The organism is Wolbachia endosymbiont (group A) of Crataerina pallida (genome assembly GCF_964028475.1).
GTDB lineage: Bacteria > Pseudomonadota > Alphaproteobacteria > Rickettsiales > Anaplasmataceae > Wolbachia > Wolbachia pipientis.
In genome coordinates, this window is sequence record NZ_OZ034785.1 from 300,844 (window position 1) to 318,684 (window position 17,841).

The 17,841-nt window shown below is 37.0% G+C and carries 16 protein-coding genes and 1 pseudogene; 12 read left to right on the forward strand and 5 right to left on the reverse strand.

Going from position 1 to position 17,841, the window contains the following annotated elements:
- Window positions 1-212: 212 nt before the first annotated feature.
- From ltrA (ABWU55_RS01465) to ABWU55_RS01485, 5 genes are all read right to left on the reverse strand, one after another.
- Window positions 213-1,526: a group II intron reverse transcriptase/maturase gene (gene ltrA, locus ABWU55_RS01465; RefSeq protein ID WP_006280268.1), complete on the reverse strand. Its 1,314-nt coding sequence runs from the start codon at window positions 1,524-1,526 to the stop codon at window positions 213-215.
- Window positions 1,489-1,617 carry a hypothetical protein gene (locus ABWU55_RS01470; RefSeq protein WP_255324786.1) on the reverse strand — a complete coding sequence of 43 codons (129 nt, stop codon included), beginning with the start codon at window positions 1,615-1,617 and terminating at the stop codon, window positions 1,489-1,491. The genes ltrA (ABWU55_RS01465) and ABWU55_RS01470 overlap by 38 nt, the downstream gene beginning before the upstream one ends.
- 382 nt (window positions 1,618-1,999) lie before the next feature.
- On the reverse strand, window positions 2,000-2,956 hold the full coding sequence (locus tag ABWU55_RS01475; protein WP_353286392.1) for a hypothetical protein: 957 nt from the start codon (window positions 2,954-2,956) through the stop codon (window positions 2,000-2,002).
- 133 nt (window positions 2,957-3,089) lie between these two features.
- A complete protein-coding gene (locus ABWU55_RS01480; protein ID WP_353286393.1) occupies window positions 3,090-4,301 on the reverse strand; it encodes a DNA modification methylase in 1,212 nt (403 codons plus the stop codon).
- A gap of 108 nt (window positions 4,302-4,409) precedes the next feature.
- Window positions 4,410-4,874: a crossover junction endodeoxyribonuclease RuvC gene (locus ABWU55_RS01485; protein WP_353286394.1), complete on the reverse strand. Its 465-nt coding sequence runs from the start codon at window positions 4,872-4,874 to the stop codon at window positions 4,410-4,412.
- A gap of 836 nt (window positions 4,875-5,710) precedes the next feature.
- On the opposite strand from ABWU55_RS01485, the gene ABWU55_RS01490 reads away from it, so the two are divergent.
- The 12 genes and pseudogenes from ABWU55_RS01490 to ABWU55_RS01545 all read left to right on the forward strand — a co-directional run bounded on the left by ABWU55_RS01490 (window position 5,711) and on the right by ABWU55_RS01545 (window position 17,812).
- The gene (locus ABWU55_RS01490; RefSeq protein WP_010962468.1) at window positions 5,711-6,715 is read left to right on the forward strand and encodes a virulence RhuM family protein; all 1,005 of its coding nucleotides are present in this window, start codon (window positions 5,711-5,713) and stop codon (window positions 6,713-6,715) included.
- 494 nt (window positions 6,716-7,209) lie between these two features.
- Window positions 7,210-7,338 carry a hypothetical protein gene (locus ABWU55_RS01495; RefSeq protein ID WP_255324786.1) on the forward strand — a complete coding sequence of 43 codons (129 nt, stop codon included), beginning with the start codon at window positions 7,210-7,212 and terminating at the stop codon, window positions 7,336-7,338.
- Window positions 7,301-8,614: a group II intron reverse transcriptase/maturase gene (gene ltrA, locus ABWU55_RS01500; RefSeq protein WP_006280268.1), complete on the forward strand. Its 1,314-nt coding sequence runs from the start codon at window positions 7,301-7,303 to the stop codon at window positions 8,612-8,614. The genes ABWU55_RS01495 and ltrA (ABWU55_RS01500) overlap by 38 nt, the downstream gene beginning before the upstream one ends.
- A 112-nt stretch (window positions 8,615-8,726) precedes the next feature.
- Window positions 8,727-9,680: pseudogene (locus tag ABWU55_RS01505) on the forward strand (hypothetical protein); the annotation flags it as partial.
- Between the two features lie 183 nt (window positions 9,681-9,863).
- On the forward strand, window positions 9,864-10,346 hold the full coding sequence (locus tag ABWU55_RS01510) for a hypothetical protein (protein WP_155968600.1): 483 nt from the start codon (window positions 9,864-9,866) through the stop codon (window positions 10,344-10,346).
- Between the two features lie 18 nt (window positions 10,347-10,364).
- Window positions 10,365-11,849, forward strand: coding sequence for an ankyrin repeat domain-containing protein (locus ABWU55_RS01515; protein ID WP_353286395.1), 1,485 nt, complete (start codon window positions 10,365-10,367; stop codon window positions 11,847-11,849).
- Entirely contained in the window at window positions 11,846-13,672 is a 1,827-nt protein-coding gene (locus tag ABWU55_RS01520; protein WP_353286551.1) for a phage terminase large subunit family protein, read from the forward strand. The genes ABWU55_RS01515 and ABWU55_RS01520 overlap by 4 nt, the downstream gene beginning before the upstream one ends.
- Before the next feature lies 1 nt (window position 13,673).
- Window positions 13,674-13,898: a gpW family head-tail joining protein gene (locus tag ABWU55_RS01525; protein WP_353286552.1), complete on the forward strand. Its 225-nt coding sequence runs from the start codon at window positions 13,674-13,676 to the stop codon at window positions 13,896-13,898.
- Window positions 13,899-15,305, forward strand: a complete 1,407-nt coding sequence (locus tag ABWU55_RS01530) for a phage portal protein (protein WP_353286396.1) — start codon at window positions 13,899-13,901, stop codon at window positions 15,303-15,305.
- Window positions 15,305-16,339 (forward strand): S49 family peptidase, encoded by a 1,035-nt coding sequence (locus tag ABWU55_RS01535; protein ID WP_353284060.1) that lies wholly within the window; start codon window positions 15,305-15,307, stop codon window positions 16,337-16,339. The genes ABWU55_RS01530 and ABWU55_RS01535 overlap by 1 nt, the downstream gene beginning before the upstream one ends.
- A 67-nt stretch (window positions 16,340-16,406) precedes the next feature.
- Window positions 16,407-16,775, forward strand: a complete 369-nt coding sequence (locus tag ABWU55_RS01540) for a head decoration protein (RefSeq protein WP_047759659.1) — start codon at window positions 16,407-16,409, stop codon at window positions 16,773-16,775.
- Window positions 16,776-16,807: 32 nt separating this feature from the next.
- The gene (locus ABWU55_RS01545) at window positions 16,808-17,812 is read left to right on the forward strand and encodes a major capsid protein (protein WP_353286397.1); all 1,005 of its coding nucleotides are present in this window, start codon (window positions 16,808-16,810) and stop codon (window positions 17,810-17,812) included.
- Window positions 17,813-17,841 lie beyond the last annotated feature (29 nt).

A 17,841-nucleotide genomic window follows, 5' to 3' on the forward strand; every position in this document is an offset into this window, starting at 1 on the left:
AAAATGGAGACAAAGAGCAAAGTTTATTTACGTCTCCAACAGAAAAGCTTCTTTTGTAGTAGTCAAAAAAAGCAGAGATATAGGGCTTTCTGAAGGGAGGGGGTCTGGTAGAGACTCATGACCTTGAAACCAGCGATTTGGTCTCATAACCATAGTCTCCCCAAAAGAACCGTGCTTGCGGATTTCCCGCACACGGCTCCACAATACAGCGTTCACACTAGTGCTCCTGTGTATAAAGAAACATATACCTTTGGTTTTGGTAATGGATTTACTTTTAAATAGTGTATAAATTGTTCCCAATCCATACTTTTCTTTTGACTACGTCGGTTTATCCACTTAAATGCTAACTTTGTTACCGGTCGATAGAATTGAATCAAACACCGATAATTTCCGCTAACTCCGAAGTAGCTATAGTGTCCTGTTAGTTTGGCTTTAAGTTTCTGCCACCAATCTTTGAGACAGATACGACTTCGTACCATCTTCAACCATTCTTTGATTTCTTTAATCTTTCTGGCTAGGCTTATTTTTGAAGTTTTCTGCTTCATCATAAGTTTACCATTACGACTTTTTCCACAATAATGTGTAAATCCTAGAAAGTTGAAGCTAGCCGTCCTACGTTTCTCTCTTTCTGCTTGATACCATTCTTTCTTACCAAACTTTACTATTTTTGTTTTATTTTCAGCTATTTCCAACCCAAATTTACTTAGTCTTTGTTTCAGTAATTCTAGAAATTCTTTTGCGTCTTCTTCCCTCTCGCAGCCAACTACAAAATCGTCGCAAAACCTTATTAGCTGTAAATATCCTCTGGCTTTTGGCTTAAATTTCTTTTCAAACCATAAGTCCAGCACATAGTGTAAGTATATATTAGCTAATACAGGGCTTACTATACCACCTTGTGGTGTGCCTTGATCGGTTGCTTTATAACATCCAACTTCGACTATTCCTGCCTTTAGAAATCGTTTTATTAACCACAATAAATTTGGGTCAGCTATTCGTTCCCTTAGACAATTCATTAGCCATTTATGTTGAACATTATCAAAGAACTTCTTGATATCCACTTCTACAATATAGTTAATTGGTTTGTGCATAACTGCTTTATCTAGAGCGTTTATCGCCTGATGACAATTTCTTCCTGGTCGAAATCCATACGAGCTGTCCATAAAGTTTGCTTCATAAATATTTTCTAATATCTTCTTTAGCATTACCTGTACCAACTTATCTTCCGTTGATGGTATTCCGAGACCGCGCTTCTCTTTGCTCCCGGCTTTGGGTATGTATACCCTTTTCACTGGTAGCGGTTGATATTGTTTTCTCTTCATACTATCCACTAGTGTTTTAAGTTTCTCTTCTAGATTTTCTCCATAAGCTTCCACTGTCACACGATCTATACCACAAGCCTTGTTGCGTTTTAGTTCCTTATAACACTCTGCAAGATTCTCTTCATTAATCAAATGAACTAATGATGTAAATTTTACTCGCTTATCTTGCTTAGCCCTTACTGCTATCTGGTTTAGTTTTCCTTGCATACTCCTCCAATCTCTGTTGTATTGGTATAGCAATCCCTATACCAGTCACTATATTGCTAACCGCTTCCCCTTGTATGTGGCTTTCCCACACTCCGAGTACTATCAGTTAGTCCGACTTCCTTTGCATCTTCCTCCAGTCCTCGCCTTTATTGACTTGTTCCAGAGTACCCTTACAGGAATACAAAGGATCTCCCAAGTTCACGTAAGGTCCATCTCAACACATGACGCGGCCTTCGATCCCGATGAGGTGAGTAATATCTTGCCTTAGCGTTATTACCCATGTTGCCTTCCACCAAATGTAAAGTGTCAGCCCCCATGACGCGTGAATTACGGGACTCAATACCTTCACTTTCGTTGCACCCTATGTTGTCCATTCCATTAGCTTTACTACGCTCGTTACCTTACGCAGCATAATGGTTTGTTCCAGGTTGCCGGCTAAGCTTTACCCGTGTTGGATTTTCACCAACTGTTCCTTACGCACTTCTTGGCGCACACATATTCTCCCATCCTTGATTGCCACAAGACTCACTCATTTCTGTTACTTGAGAATTTGATCTTGTCATCTCTGCACTTCTACTGTCTATTCCACTATCACTTCCTTCCAAACTCTTTTTTAAAAATTTTGTATTCAGATCTACAGGTTCACCAATTATATCTTCTGATCCTTTCTTAATTGATGTTTCTTCAGAATTTGACTTTTCCATCTCCGGACTTTGATCGTTTATTTCACCATCTAAACCTCTTTTCGAGAATTTTTTATTTTTGTCTATAGTTGCATACATAGGTTCTCCTATAGCTTCTTGCTCATCACATTTTTCTCCATTTAATTGGAAAGAAGAATGTGGTAGCTTTGGTGGTGCAATATTCTGAATAATACTCAACCGATGATTTTCTGCTGTTCTAGGTGAAGGTGGAGCTACATTTCTAATATTGTCCTTCTCCAACATTCCATTCCTAGGTAACGGCTTTGGTTTATCTCCTAATTCTTTATCCTCTTCCTCTTTTTGCATTTCTTTTGTATTGTCTATTTTGGGGTTGGAAGATGTGTTGGATGCTGCCTCAAACTGATCAAGAGAATACGGACGGTTATATTCTATTCCATTTGCCTCACAAACTGCATTAAATTCGTCCTCTATGTCTTTACCATCATCAAATACTAAAGAAGAACAACTCACTGAAAAATCAGCACCTGCTTCGTCTATTTTTGCTGTAATACTGCTATCGCTACTATTGCTAATCACATTTAAAGAAGCTAGTTTGCATTCAGTGTTCAGGTCAGGTTCTTGCTTCGTACCTTTTTCAAACAATTCAATTCTCTCCTTAACAGATAGTGTAGAATTTGAAACATTATTTTCTACTTCTTCAGAAAACGATGCTTCATTATTTGTTTGCGACGTTACTACTCCAGCTAACGTCTTTTCTTGATTCATTGAGTACACCACATTTAATCCAAAGTTATTTGTTACGCTAAACTCATTAAAATACGGTATATACCAGTAAATTAATATTACAACTACCAAGGCTTACTAAATTTCTGTTTGCGTTATCTTTTCCACTTTTTTCTTACTGTTTTTCTTCTTGAATCTCTGAAAAAGTTTTACCAGTACCAGAAAGAATTGCTTCCCTACCTGTGTACACTTGCCAACGTTTTATGGTTACATCTACAAATTTTGAATCTAGCTCTATTGTCCTACAAATTCTTCCTGTTCTCTCACATGCAATCAGTGTACTTCCAGAACCGCTAAATGGATCAAGTACTATGTCTCCTGATCTGCTGCTGTTTACTATTGCTCTCTCCATTAGCTCTACTGGCTTCATTGTTGGGTGCAGTGAGTTATGTATTGGCTTATCATAAAACCACAGATCACTTTGATTTCTACCACCATGCCACTCACGTTTATTGCCGCTTTTCCATCCATAGAGCATTGCTTCATATTGTCTCTGATAATCAGATCTGCCTAGTGTAAAATGATTCTTTGCCCAAATGATAAATGTTGACCATTTTCCTCCTGCCTCCTCAAATGCTTTTTGCAACGTTGAAAACTCTGATGATGATATGCAAATGTAAATTGCACCTTTCGTATATGCTAAAATATGGGAACAGATATCGTAGAGAAAAAGTTCGTACTTTTCACCTTGATTATCGTTTAGTATCTTTTTGTCTTGACTGCTACCATAATCAACGTTATACGGAGGATCACACACAGTAATATCTGCCATTTTATCATCTAACAGCGCTTTATATGATTCAACTACAGAGCTATCACCACAATAGATTCGATGATCACCTAAAATCCATAAATCCCCTGGTTTTGTTATTTCTACTTTTTTGTCATCAACAACTAAGTCAGAAAGATCTTCTTCTTCACCATCAAAATCATCAAGAAAGTTTTGAACTTTTTCTAGCTCAAATCCAGTCATTTTAAGATCAAACTGTAAATCTTCTAATTCTTGAATTTCTACTTTCAAAAGCTCATCATCCCACTTTGCCCAATTAGCTGATTGATTTGCAAGCAATCGAAAAGCTTTGGTTTGTGGTTCATTTAAATTATCACTTAAGACCACTGGAATACTCTCCATACCAAGTTTTCTTGCTGCTTTAAGTCTTAAATGACCATCAACCACAGTTCCATCGCTTTTTGCAACTATTGGTATACGAAAGCCAAATTCCCGAATAGAAGCACACATTCTATTTACTACGTCATCATTTTTACGAGGATTACGATCATATTCAACTAGGTTTCGAGTAGGATAGTAGTGGATTGCTAAATTCATATAATTGCTATACTAATTAAAAAGTTAATATTCAAAATATCTCTGACGCTAAAGAAGGCCTGGGGTCAGCACCACCAAACCCGCTAGTATGGCCGAAAGGACCCACTTTTACGGTATTTTTAATGTGTTAAAATCTTTACTAAGATTCATAACGTAGAACATTAATGCCAAAGCATCCGCCTCATTATCATCTTTAGGAAAAACCCCTTTTTCCTTTACAGCTTCAATAACTTCACTCTTACTTGCATTGCCTTTGCCTGTTATAAAGCGTTTTATAGTTTTAACATTAACACCTTTGTACGGCACATGATGTTCTTCACACCAAGCAGACAGAACTGCGAGAAAACCGCCATAGCAATGCGCTGCATCAGTTCCTAGATGTCTTCTTACTTCCTCAAAATACACTGCAGAAATGTCCTTCAAAGAATTAAGCCAATTACGAAAATTCAAGAAGCACATGCCACCTCCGCTAAAGCGGCTACCATGAAAACTTTTGCTTCCACTTTCAATTACTCCATCTGTTAGAATTGCCCAGCCGGTTTGTTTGCCGAGGTCGAGTGTGAGGATTGACATTTGCTATTATTTAAAACTATAAGTAGCGCTAAATATCGTCTGGTTCCTTCAAAATACGCTATGAATGGGTTTTTGTTGGCCAATGACAAGAATCTTATGCTACCTACCTTAGTTAGGACTTGCTATTATATATATTCACCGATTTTACAAAAACTGTTCACTTTTTTTTAATTTTTCTTTGCAAAGCGTAAAAAACGTGCTAAACTCACCTGTGAGTTTGCTATACAGTAATAGAATTGCTAAGAATGCCATTTATTCGAGTTCTAAGGGGTATTATATGCGTTCTTTGGTAATAGTAGTATTTGTACCCTAAAGTTGCATCTAGCCTTAAAACAAAGTTTTTACCTCATCTAAAAAAATACAAATTCTCAATTACGTAACTTACCAAAAGCCTAAATTTCTTTTGCTTCCTTCAATCTTTTCTACTCTGTTTATTTGCCGACTTTTGTGTTTGAAGCACATCTACACTCAATGCCCCTATACTCCGGATTTCTCACCACTTTTTCCGGGATTTTCTGAAAAAAAGTTAAAATAATTTGAATGCAGCTCAGAAATTAAAGAGAGCCTAAACTTTAAGAACCCGCTAAACGGAAGTCCGACCTCCTAGACACCTTACTATTTGAGTTGTTTCCATTTTGGAAATAACTGTTTACTGGAGCTGAGAAGAGGTCACATGAATTTTTGATAAAACAGATATTCCCCTCTATCCAGCTCATTAATAAGTTATAATAGCCCTCTAAAGACGTTTTAAAGAATTTAGTTGCAGTAGAGACAATTAATTGGTTAAATTCCTATTGATGATCAATGGTTTGTTTGTAAGTTATAGGAGATAGATAATGGATGAGAATAAGATTGTATTTTATACTACTCCAGGTGGAAATATAGAAATTGAAGTTTTATGCAGAGATGAAAATCTTTGGCTTACGCAAAAAAGGATGGCTGAATTATTTGATGTACAACTGCCAGCTATTAGTAAGCATATCAAGAACATATTTGAATCTGGTGAATTACAGGAAAAAGAAGTTGTTTCCACTTTTGAGGTAACCGCTGCAGACGGTAAAAATTACCCAACACAACTTTACAATTTAGATACAATTATAGCTGTTGGTTATCGAGTTAATTCTAAAAAAGCAACATTATTCAGAGTATGGGCTACAAAAGTTTTGAAGGATTTTATTATCAAAGGATTTGCTTTAGATAGTGAACGACTAAAAAACGGGAAAAAGTTTGGCAAAGACTACTTCAATGAATTACTTGAAAAAATCAGGGAAATACGAGCATCCGAACGTAGATTTTACCAGAAGATTACCGACATTTATGCCGAATGTTCTGCAGATTACGATCCAAATTCAGAAATAACAAAACAATTTTACGCAAAAGTACAAAACAAATTATATTGGGCAATTTATGGTTTAACTGCAGCAGAGTTGATATGTTCTCGGGTTGATCACAAAAAACCACATATGGGGCTAACTACATGGAAAGATGGTCCAGGTAAAAAAATTCACAAGAGTGATGTAAGTATTGCGAAAAATTACTTAACTGAAGAAGAACTAAGTGAACTAAACCACATTGTTTCGATGTATCTAGATTATGCAGAACTTCAAGCAAAAAAGAATCGGCTGATGAAAATGCAAGACTGGGCTGAAAAATTGGATGCATTTCTATTGTTCAATGATTATGAAGTACTTAAAGATGCCGGTAAAGTTAGTGCTGAAGTTGCAAAAGCCCTGGCTGAAGGAGAATACGAAAAGTACAGAGTTATACAGGACAAATTACATGAATCTGATTTTGATGAATTAATTAAAGCAAGTAAAGAAAGTGAGAAAATAACTATCTAACTACAACAAAAACCAGCTTGTAGTTGAGTTATCTGTGTTTGACATCTTGTTTACCACCTTTTGTTTTAATTTTAAGGGGGGTGAAAAATTGTGTGCGCCAAGAAGTGCGTAAGGAACAGTTGGTGAAAATCCAACACGGGTAAAGCTTAGCCGGCAACCTGGAACAAACCATTATGCTGCGTAAGGTAACGAGCGTAGTAAAGCTAATGGAATGGACAACATAGGGTGCAACGAAAGTGAAGGTATTGAGTCCCGTAATTCACGCGTCATGGGGGCTGACACTTTACATTTGGTGGAAGGCAACATGGGTAATAACGCTAAGGCAAGATATTACTCACCTCATCGGGATCGAAGGCCGCGTCATGTGTTGAGATGGACCTTACGTGAACTTGGGAGATCCTTTGTATTCCTGTAAGGGTACTCTGGAACAAGTCAATAAAGGCGAGGACTGGAGGAAGATGCAAAGGAAGTCGGACTAACTGATAGTACTCGGAGTGTGGGAAAGCCACATACAAGGGGAAGCGGTTAGCAATATAGTGACTGGTATAGGGATTGCTATACCAATACAACAGAGATTGGAGGAGTATGCAAGGAAAACTAAACCAGATAGCAGTAAGGGCTAAGCAAGATAAGCGAGTAAAATTTACATCATTAGTTCATTTGATTAATGAAGAGAATCTTGCAGAGTGTTATAAGGAACTAAAACGCAACAAGGCTTGTGGTATAGATCGTGTGACAGTGGAAGCTTATGGAGAAAATCTAGAAGAGAAACTTAAAACACTAGTGGATAGTATGAAGAGAAAACAATATCAACCGCTACCAGTGAAAAGGGTATACATACCCAAAGCCGGGAGCAAAGAGAAGCGCGGTCTCGGAATACCATCAACGGAAGATAAGTTGGTACAGGTAATGCTAAAGAAGATATTAGAAAATATTTATGAAGCAAACTTTATGGACAGCTCGTATGGATTTCGACCAGGAAGAAATTGTCATCAGGCGATAAACGCTCTAGATAAAGCAGTTATGCACAAACCAATTAACTATATTGTAGAAGTGGATATCAAGAAGTTCTTTGATAATGTTCAACATAAATGGCTAATGAATTGTCTAAGGGAACGAATAGCTGACCCAAATTTATTGTGGTTAATAAAACGATTTCTAAAGGCAGGAATAGTCGAAGTTGGATGTTATAAAGCAACCGATCAAGGCACACCACAAGGTGGTATAGTAAGCCCTGTATTAGCTAATATATACTTACACTATGTGCTGGACTTATGGTTTGAAAAGAAATTTAAGCCAAAAGCCAGAGGATATTTACAGCTAATAAGGTTTTGCGACGATTTTGTAGTTGGCTGCGAGAGGGAAGAAGACGCAAAAGAATTTCTAGAATTACTGAAACAAAGACTAAGTAAATTTGGGTTGGAAATAGCTGAAAATAAAACAAAAATAGTAAAGTTTGGTAAGAAAGAATGGTATCAAGCAGAAAGAGAGAAACGTAGGACGGCTAGCTTCAACTTTCTAGGATTTACACATTATTGTGGAAAAAGTCGTAATGGTAAACTTATGATGAAGCAGAAAACTTCAAAAATAAGCCTAGCCAGAAAGATTAAAGAAATCAAAGAATGGTTGAAGATGGTACGAAGTCGTATCTGTCTCAAAGATTGGTGGCAGAAACTTAAAGCCAAACTAACAGGACACTATAGCTACTTCGGAGTTAGCGGAAATTATCGGTGTTTGATTCAATTCTATCGACCGGTAACAAAGTTAGCATTTAAGTGGATAAACCGACGTAGTCAAAAGAAAAGTATGGATTGGGAACAATTTATACACTATTTAAAAGTAAATCCATTACCAAAACCAAAGGTATATGTTTCTTTATACACAGGAGCACTAGTGTGAACGCTGTATTGTGGAGCCGTGTGCGGGAAATCCGCAAGCACGGTTCTTTTGGGGAGACTATGGTTATGAGACCAAATCGCTGGTTTCAAGGTCATGAGTCTCTACCAGACCATTAAATCATGATAGTCCAGTTACACTTTCAACTAGCTCATCAGAAAAAAGTGATAATGAAGAAACCCCGTTAATTAAAAAAGAAAAGAAAACAAATAGAATTTTGCCAAGAGTAAAATATGCAGTGCAGCAGAAGGAATTTATAATTTTCGGTATAGCTGCTGTTGCACTTAGCGTTTCTGCAGCTTTGGTATATTTACAGGATAAAGCACAATTTATTGCATTTTTTGCAAACAGTGTCATCTATGTAACTATACCAATTCTAGCTGTTGCATTATTGGTTGCAATTAGTCCGATATTTTGTGGAATAAAGCAATTTAGAGATACTGAAGAGTGTCAAATAGGGGGAAAGAATGCGAATGAAACTTTGAATCAGGTGCTAAAGTATCAACCAAAAGATAAAGTAATAAAATCAGTCAAACTGGAATACGGCAATGGTACTCATTCGCATTTTACACTTAACGCTTGGGAGGGTAAGAACAACTTCATTAATATTGACGACAAAGTCATTAGTAGAAGAAATAAAGTAGAATCAGTAATCAAAGATAGGCCATTATTTACAGCATTATTAAGCAGTTTGGTTGCTGCAAATATAGTATTGCCTTTATTACTGTATGTAGAAGGTGATATTAATAGTGTACAGAAGTTTTACCAGAACGCTTTGATTAATAACGTAGGGTTATCACTACTTATAGGCTCGAGTATACTTGCACTATCAGTGATATTCCTTGGAGTACATTACTACAGAAAAACAAATTGCACAAATCTTGTATATTGTGAGGAAAGAATTGAACCAGAAAAAGTTAATGGAAAGTTCATTGAGGAAATAAAGGAAGCAAGGACAAAAGTGCTTGAAGAAAACCATAGTAAAGATGCCAAATGCAGCAGTTTAACGCTAGAGCAAGTAGTGGTTGAATCTCATAACTACAAAGATGCAATTTATAGTATTAGTTGAAAATAGCCAAATTTCACTATGTAAAAAGAAAGCAGCTATAAACCGGAGTACTTCGCTCTATATTAGTAAAATATCTCTAAGACGCCGGCAAGTATAAACAGGTAGGAAATTGCTGATACTGGCAAAACCTTTTCAGAGATTCAAGAAGAAAATTCGTAGAAACAAGAGAGAGGAGAAAAAAAAGTGAAAATCACACAAACAGAATGGGCAAGAGAGATAGGAGTATCAAAGCAATATGTCTGTTATTTAGTAAAAAAAGGAATAGTTGAGTTGGAGGATGGTTTGATCAATAGAGAACAAGCAAATGAAGCGGTGGCAGCAATAAGAGATCCAAGTCAGCCACTTAGGAGGAAAAATCCAGAAAACGAAAATACAAATAACCTTTCTACAATGTTGCTAAAAACGCGAATAAAAAATGAAATGGAGCGAGGAAGGTTGCTAGAAGCAAAGGCAAAAGCTGAAATAGGAGAACTTGTAGCAGTAGAGGAAGTAAAAAGTGAGGCATTTAACGTAGCAAGAGTTGTACGTAATAATTTGCTTAATATTCCAAATAGAGTTTCAGCACTGCTTGCATCACTGAGTGACACTGAAAAAATTCACGAGACGCTAACTGAAGAGATTACAAACTCACTTGAAGAATTATCTAACGCTAAATTTAAAATATAAAAAGATTTTGAATACAAAATGGCTGATAACTTAAGTTTAGAGTTAATAAAGTGTTTAATCAATCAACCTGGATTAGATGTTAATGTCAGAGGGTTAAACGGAAAAACTCCACTGCATTGCGCTATAGAGTTTGATGAATTAAGCATGGTAGATTTGTTACTCACGAAGAAGAACATTAATCCTTTTGTGGAAGATAATGAAGGTAAAACATCTCTTGATTACGCCAAAGAAGGGAAAAAAGCAGAAATATTACAAGCACTAATTAATAACAAGTACGGGTCAGAACAAGATAGCTTACTTCATTTAGCTGCAATGATAGGTGAAATTAATGCAGTGAGATATTTGATCAGAAAAGGTATTGACGTTAATGTACGAAATGCTTTGCATCATACGCCATTACATCTAGCAGCAGGGATAGGACATGCAGAAGTTGTAAAGGTTTTGATAAGAGAAGGAAAAGCTGAAATAGATGTCTTTGATGCACGAAATCAGACACCAATGCACTATGCAGTTAATAATAAAAAGTTGGAGATAGTAAAGTTACTGCTGAAGCTTGGAGCAGATGTGAATAGTGCACGCATGGGACAAAACTCAATGAAATTGTCACCTGTGCATATAGCTGTAAGTAATACTAATTACGATGAAAGAGACTTATGTCTTGATATCCTCAAATCCTTAATAAAGGAGCCTAATGCTCAAGTCAATTTGCAAGACTATGAAAATAAAACACCACTACATTACGCTGAGAGACTTAAAACAATAGAAGTTTTACTAACGCGAGAAGATATAGACCCTCTGGTAAAAGACGATAGCGGTAAAACACCATTTGATTACGCTAAACCTGAGATAAAGAAGGCTTTGATGAGTAATAAATATGGTTCTGAAAAGAATAGTCTACTCCATTTAGCTGCACAAAGAGGAGAAATTGAGCTTGTAGATACAATTTTAAAAGAAGAAATCGATATTGATATTGTAAATAATAAAGGTCTATCACCGATTTATCTTGCTGCAGAAAAAGGGTATTTACATGTAGTAAAGTTATTGCTGAAAAAAGGAGCAAATTATACACCTGTTCTGCACTTAGCAATCAAATCAAACAATTTAGAGTTACTTAAAGTTTTGTTTACTGAAAAAAATGGGTCTTTGCTCTGCAGAGATACCGTTGTTAATTTTCCAACCCTTCATAATAAATATATAGCACAGAGAGAAATAGCAGATAAAAGGACGAAAAAACATAATAATATTATCTGCATCTATACTACAGTCAGCGCAATAGCAGTAGCAGTATATATAGGGTTGATAACAACAACAATAAGCAGTGCAATCATTTTTGCAACAATAACAGGGGTATTTGCGCTTGTTATAGCACTAATGATAAGTGAGATGAGCAAAAGATATATAGAAAACGAATTTCAGAAAAAGATGTTTATGGAATTGGAGGAGTGTAGTTCTACTGTTAATGATGTTGAGATAGAACCAGTTATGAGTAGATGCAGACAATGATATACGCTACATCTTTTTCTGAAGGTTTAAGGCCAGATCCGCAGCTTAAAGTATCAGAGTGGGCGAATGAGTATCGAGTTTTAGCGCCAACTGCAGCATCAGAGCCAGGTAAATGGAGAACAGAAAGAACTCCTTATTTAAAAGAAATAATGGATTCACTATCACCATCTTCACCTGCAGAAAAAGTAGTATTCATGAAAGGAGCGCAGATTGGGGGAACAGAAGCTGGCAACAATTGGATAGGCTATATCATCGATCAAACACCAGGTCCAATGCTGGTAGTACAGCCAACAGTTGAAATGGGAAAACGTTGGTCGAAGGGAAGATTTGCACCGTTAATAGAGAGTACACCATGTTTAAAAAGTAAAGTAAAAGACCCAAGGTCAAGAGATTCAGGGAATACTGTACAAAGTAAGGAGTTTCCAGGTGGAATAGTAGTAATAACTGGAGCGAATAGTAGTGTAGGACTGAGATCTATGCCAGTAAAATATCTCTTTCTTGATGAAATAGATGCCTACCCAGGAGATTCAGGAGGAGAAGGAGATCCAGTACTGCTCAGTATTGCTCGAACTAATACATTTGCAAGGCGAAAGATTTTTTTAGTATCGACACCAACGATTCATGGAATAAGCAGAATTGAGAAAGAATTTGAAGCAACAGATAAGAGATATTTTTTTGTTCCCTGTCCGTATTGTAATTACTATCAAGTTCTAAAATGGTCACAAATAAAATGGGAAGATAAAAATCCAAGTACAGCACACTATATATGTATAGAATGTGGTGAAAAGATAGAAAATCATCAAAAGACAGAGATGCTTGAACGTGGAGAATGGAGAGCTACAAATCCAATGAAAGGTGAGAAAAAAGGATTTCATCTTTCAAGTCTTTATAGTCCAGTAGGCTGGTATAGCTGGACTCAAGCAGTGGAGGATTTTCTCCATGCAAAAGAAAGTGAACAATTACTAAAAGTATGGATAAATACTACGCTTGGAGAAACCTGGGTAGATAAAGGAGAAGTACCTGATTGGAAGCAATTATTTAACAGGAGAGAATTTTTTCAGATTGGCACAGTACCAAGGAGAGAAGTGGTACTTACTGCAGGAGTAGATGTCCAAAAAGATCGTCTAGAGGTGGAAGTTGTAGCATGGGGAAAAAGTCGTGAAAGTTGGTCAATAGATTACCGAGTATTTGAAGGAGATACAGGAAGTAGAGAAGTATGGGGAAAGCTTTCGGAGCTCCTCAATCATCATTTTATTGGTGAAAATGGGCTTGAATATATGATAAGTATGATGGCGGTTGATGCAGGGTATGCAACGCAGGAAGTTTACAACTGGGTGAGAAGTCATCAAGGGTCTGGAAGAGTAATGGCAGTGAAAGGTGTAAATAAAGCACTAGTGCCGCTGAGCAGCCCAAGTAGAGTAGATATAACAGTTGGAGGGCAAAAGCTGAAAAGAGGAATAAAGCTCTGGCCAGTCGGAGTATCGATATTAAAGTCAGAGCTTTTTCAATTACTTAATATTTTAAAAGAAGGTGAAGAAACACCGCCAGGGTATTGTCATTTTCCCGAGTATGCACCTGAGTATTTTAAGCAGCTAACGGCAGAGCAATTAGTCAGCAAAGTAGTAAAAGGATATACCAAACAAGAGTGGCAAAAGGTAAGAGAAAGAAATGAAGTACTAGATTGCCGAATTTATGCAAGAGCAGCATCGATAGCACTGGGAATAGACAGATGGCCAGAGAGTAAATGGAATAGTTTAAGTGAAAAACCAGAAAGCAAAAAACCTAAAAAAGTGAGACAAAGCAAATGGTTGAATGAGAAGTAAGATGTACAACGAAGAGTATTTAATTCAAGTCGAAGAAGCGATAAAGAAACTACAAAACGGGGAGCGAGTGGTATCAATTGCTTATGGTGACCATGTTGTGCGGTACGGGGAAGTTCAAATAAATGATTTATTGAATTTAAGACAACGAATTAAGGCTGAGTTAAAAGTTGCAGGTATGAAGCCAAAGAGAAAGATTATTTTTTCAACCAATAAAGGAATTTTATAAATGCTGCTAAAAACCTTCAAACAATTATTCAACAAGCCAAAAATCAAAAGTTCAGCCTGGGATGCATCTGGCTCAGGAAGAAGATTTTTTCACTTTCAACCAGAGTTAGGAAGTATAAACAATTTGCTGTCTCAAAATCTTGAAACTTTACGTAGTAGATCACGTGACATGGTGAGAAAAAATCCATATGCAGCAAATATCATTGATACGATAGTAAGTAACTCTATTGGAACAGGAATAAAACCACAATCAAAAGCAAGAGATGGAGAATTTCGAAAGAAGGTGCAAGAATTATGGCTAAGATGGACAGATGAAGCAGACAGTAGTGGAGTAAGTGATTTTTATGGATTACAAGCTCTAGTATGCAGAAGTATGATAGAGGGAGGAGAATGTTTTGTACGTTTAAGAACGAGAAAGCTGGAAGATAGATTTTCTGTACCACTACAACTGCAAGTACTTGAGTCTGAACATTTAGACAATAAAACAAATCAAACTTTAGCAAATGGTAATGTAATAAGAAACGGGATTGAGTTTAACAAGCTTGGGCAAAGAGAAGCATATTACTTATTTAGAGAACATCCAGGCGAAGGCTCATTTGGAGAATCAGTAAGAGTACCAGCAAATGATGTTTTACATATTTATAGACCACTAAGACCTGGGCAAATTAGAGGAGAGCCATGGCTTTCGAGTATACTGCTAAAGCTCTATGAACTTGATCAATATGATGATGCAGAATTAGTACGAAAAAAGACTGCAGCAATGTTTGCGGGATTTATTACGAGACTTGATCCAGAAGCAAATATCATGGGAGAAGGTGAAGCAAGTGAGCAAGGAGTAGCACTATCTGGCCTGGAACCTGGAACAATGCAGCTTTTAGACCCAGGAGAGGACATAAAATTTTCAGAGCCATCAGATGTTGGAGGAAGTTATGAAGCGTTTATGAGACAGCAACTGAGGGCAATAGCAATAGGTACAGGAATAACATATGAGCAGCTAACAGGAGATTTAACAAGCGTTAATTATTCATCCATTCGGGCAGGGTTGATAGAGTTTCGCAGAAGGTGCGCAATGTTACAGCATAACGTGATAGTGTTCCAGTTTTGTAGACCTATTTGGAATAGATGGCTAGAATTAGCAGTGCTTTGTGGAGAACTGAGTATAGATGAAAAAGTAGTAAAAGCAGCGAAAGAAGAAGTAAAATGGATACCACAGGGATTTGATTGGGTGGATCCACTGAAAGACCAGCAATCGCAGCAAATGGCAGTAAGGAATGGATTTAAGAGTCGATCGGAAGTAGTATCAGAAATGGGTTACGATGTTGAAGAAATAGATCAAGAAATAGCAGAAGATCAAAAACGTGCAAATAGTCTCAACTTAATGTTTGACTCTGATTGTAAAGGATTATGATGCTCTTAGGAAAACCATTAATGCTTGAACCAAGGAGTTTTGAGCTATTGTCATTAAACAATCAAAAACATCCCACGTTTAAAAACATAAAGCACTCCATCAAAAGTAACGTAGAAAGAACTGCAATTATAGCAATACATGGAATCTTGACTAAAAAACCAGGTGCGTTTGATGAAATGCTCGGGATGACATCATATGAGCAAATAGAAGAACAAATCAAACAAGCATTAGCAGATAGTAGCATAGAGACAATTATGCTGGAAATAGATAGCCCCGGAGGAGAGGTAAACGGTATATTTGACCTAGCTGACTTTATTTATGAATCAAGAGCAAAAAAGAGGATAATAGCGATAGCAAATGATGATGCATACTCTGCTGCATATGCTATAGCTTCAAGCGCTGAGAAGGTATTTGTGAGCAGAACTTCTGGTGTTGGCAGTATTGGAGTAATAGCAAGTCATATAGATCAAAGTAGATTTGATGAAAAGCAAGGTATTAAGTACACCACAATCTTTGCTGGTAGTCGAAAGAATGATTTAAACCCACATGAGCCAATGACGTCTGAAAGTCTGGGAAGCTTACAAAAAGAAGTAGACCGACTATATGAAATGTTTTTGCAGCTAATAGCAAGGAACAGAGGTCTTTCAATTGAAAAGATTCGATCAACAGAGGCAGGGCTATATTTTGGGGAGAAAGCAGTAGAAATAGGCCTTGCAGACGGAATGACAATTCTTTCATCTATTAATAAAAACAGGAGTATTACTATGAATGAACAAATTACAAATGACCTAGAAACTGATAATTTAACCAAGTATCGTACTGAAGTTCTTGAATTAATACGTTTATGTAATTTATCGAAGATGCCAGAAAAGATAGGAGAATTTATTGAGCAAAGTGTAAGTGTTGAGCAAGCTAGGGAAGTTTTAATGGAATTACTTGCAGAGAGAACAAAGAAGACAGAGATACTGAGTGCAATACCACAGAATTCAGGAGAAGAATTGATGATGCAGGTAGCGAAAAGTCGTAGGAGTTAAAGTATTTTTATAACCGCCGTATATAGCATTGATAAAAGCGGCGGTAAGCAGTTAAGGAGAGAAATTTATGAGTTGTATAAGCGAACAAAATAATCTGGGTGACTTATTAAAGTATGAGGCATCAAGTCTATATTCAAGAGATCAGATAACAGTAGCAAAAGGGCAGAACCTAAAGCTTGGTACAGTAGTAGCTCTCGATAAAGATAGCATGGTTAAGATAATAAATCCAACTGCCACAGATGGTACACAAACAGCGATAGGTGCAGTAGTAAGTGATGTAAATGCGACAGAAAATGCTAAAGCAGTAATTATTACTCGTTGTGCAATACTAGCAGATCATGCGGTTGTGTGGCCAGCAAATATCACTGAAGAGCAGAAAGCTGCAGCAATAAAGCAACTTGAAGCACGAGGGATCATTGTCCGCAAGGGAATTTAACTAAAATTAATAGGAAAAAAAGGAGAGAAAAAATGCAAAATCCATTTACAAATACAGCATTTAGCATGACGGCACTAACAAATGCGATGAATATATTGCCGATAAATTATGGACGTGTTGAAAATCTAAATTTGTTTCCAAGTAGGTCAGTAAGATTTAGACATATTACCATAGAAGAACACAACGGAGTATTAAGTTTATTACCAACGCAAGTACCAGGGGCGCCAGCAACAGTAGGAAAAAGAGGAAAAAGAAAGGTAAGAACATTTACGATTCCACATATTCCGCATGATGATGTAGTGTTACCAGAGGAAGTACAGGGAATAAGGGCATTTGGATCAGAAAGTGAACTTAAAGCGCTAGCAGACGTAATAACTGACCATTTACAGCTAATGATAAACAAACATGCAATAACATTAGAGCATTTGCGAATGGGAGCGCTGAAGGGAATAATTTTAGATGCTGATGGGTCAGAATTATTAAATCTGTACAACGAATTTGAAATAACACCAAAAGTAGTAAATTTTGCCCTTGGAACAGCAACAACTGATGTAAAACGTAAGTGTCTGGAAGTATTGCGGCATATAGAAGATAACCTAAGTGGTGAATATATGACTGGAATTCATGCCTTGGTAAGCCCTGAGTTTTTTGATGCACTAACTTCTCATGCAAAAGTAAAAGAAGCATATGAAAGATGGCAAGAAGGAGCAGCACTTCGAAATGATATGAGGTCAGGGTTTACATTTTGTGGCATAACGTTTGAGGAATATAGAGGGCAAGCAACTGACCCTGAAGGAACGGTTAGAAGATTTATTGAGAAAGATACAGGGCACTGTTTTCCACTAGGAACAGCAAGCACGTTTACAACATATTTTGCACCAGCAGACTTTAATGAGACGGTGAATACTCTCGGACAGCCACTCTATGCAAAACAAGAGCCAAGAAGATTTGATAGAGGGACCGATTTACATACGCAGTCAAATCCTCTGCCAATGTGCCACCGCCCGGCCGTTTTGGTCAAGATCGTTGCAGCATAACAATACTGGTAGAGTAACTACAAGGTGGT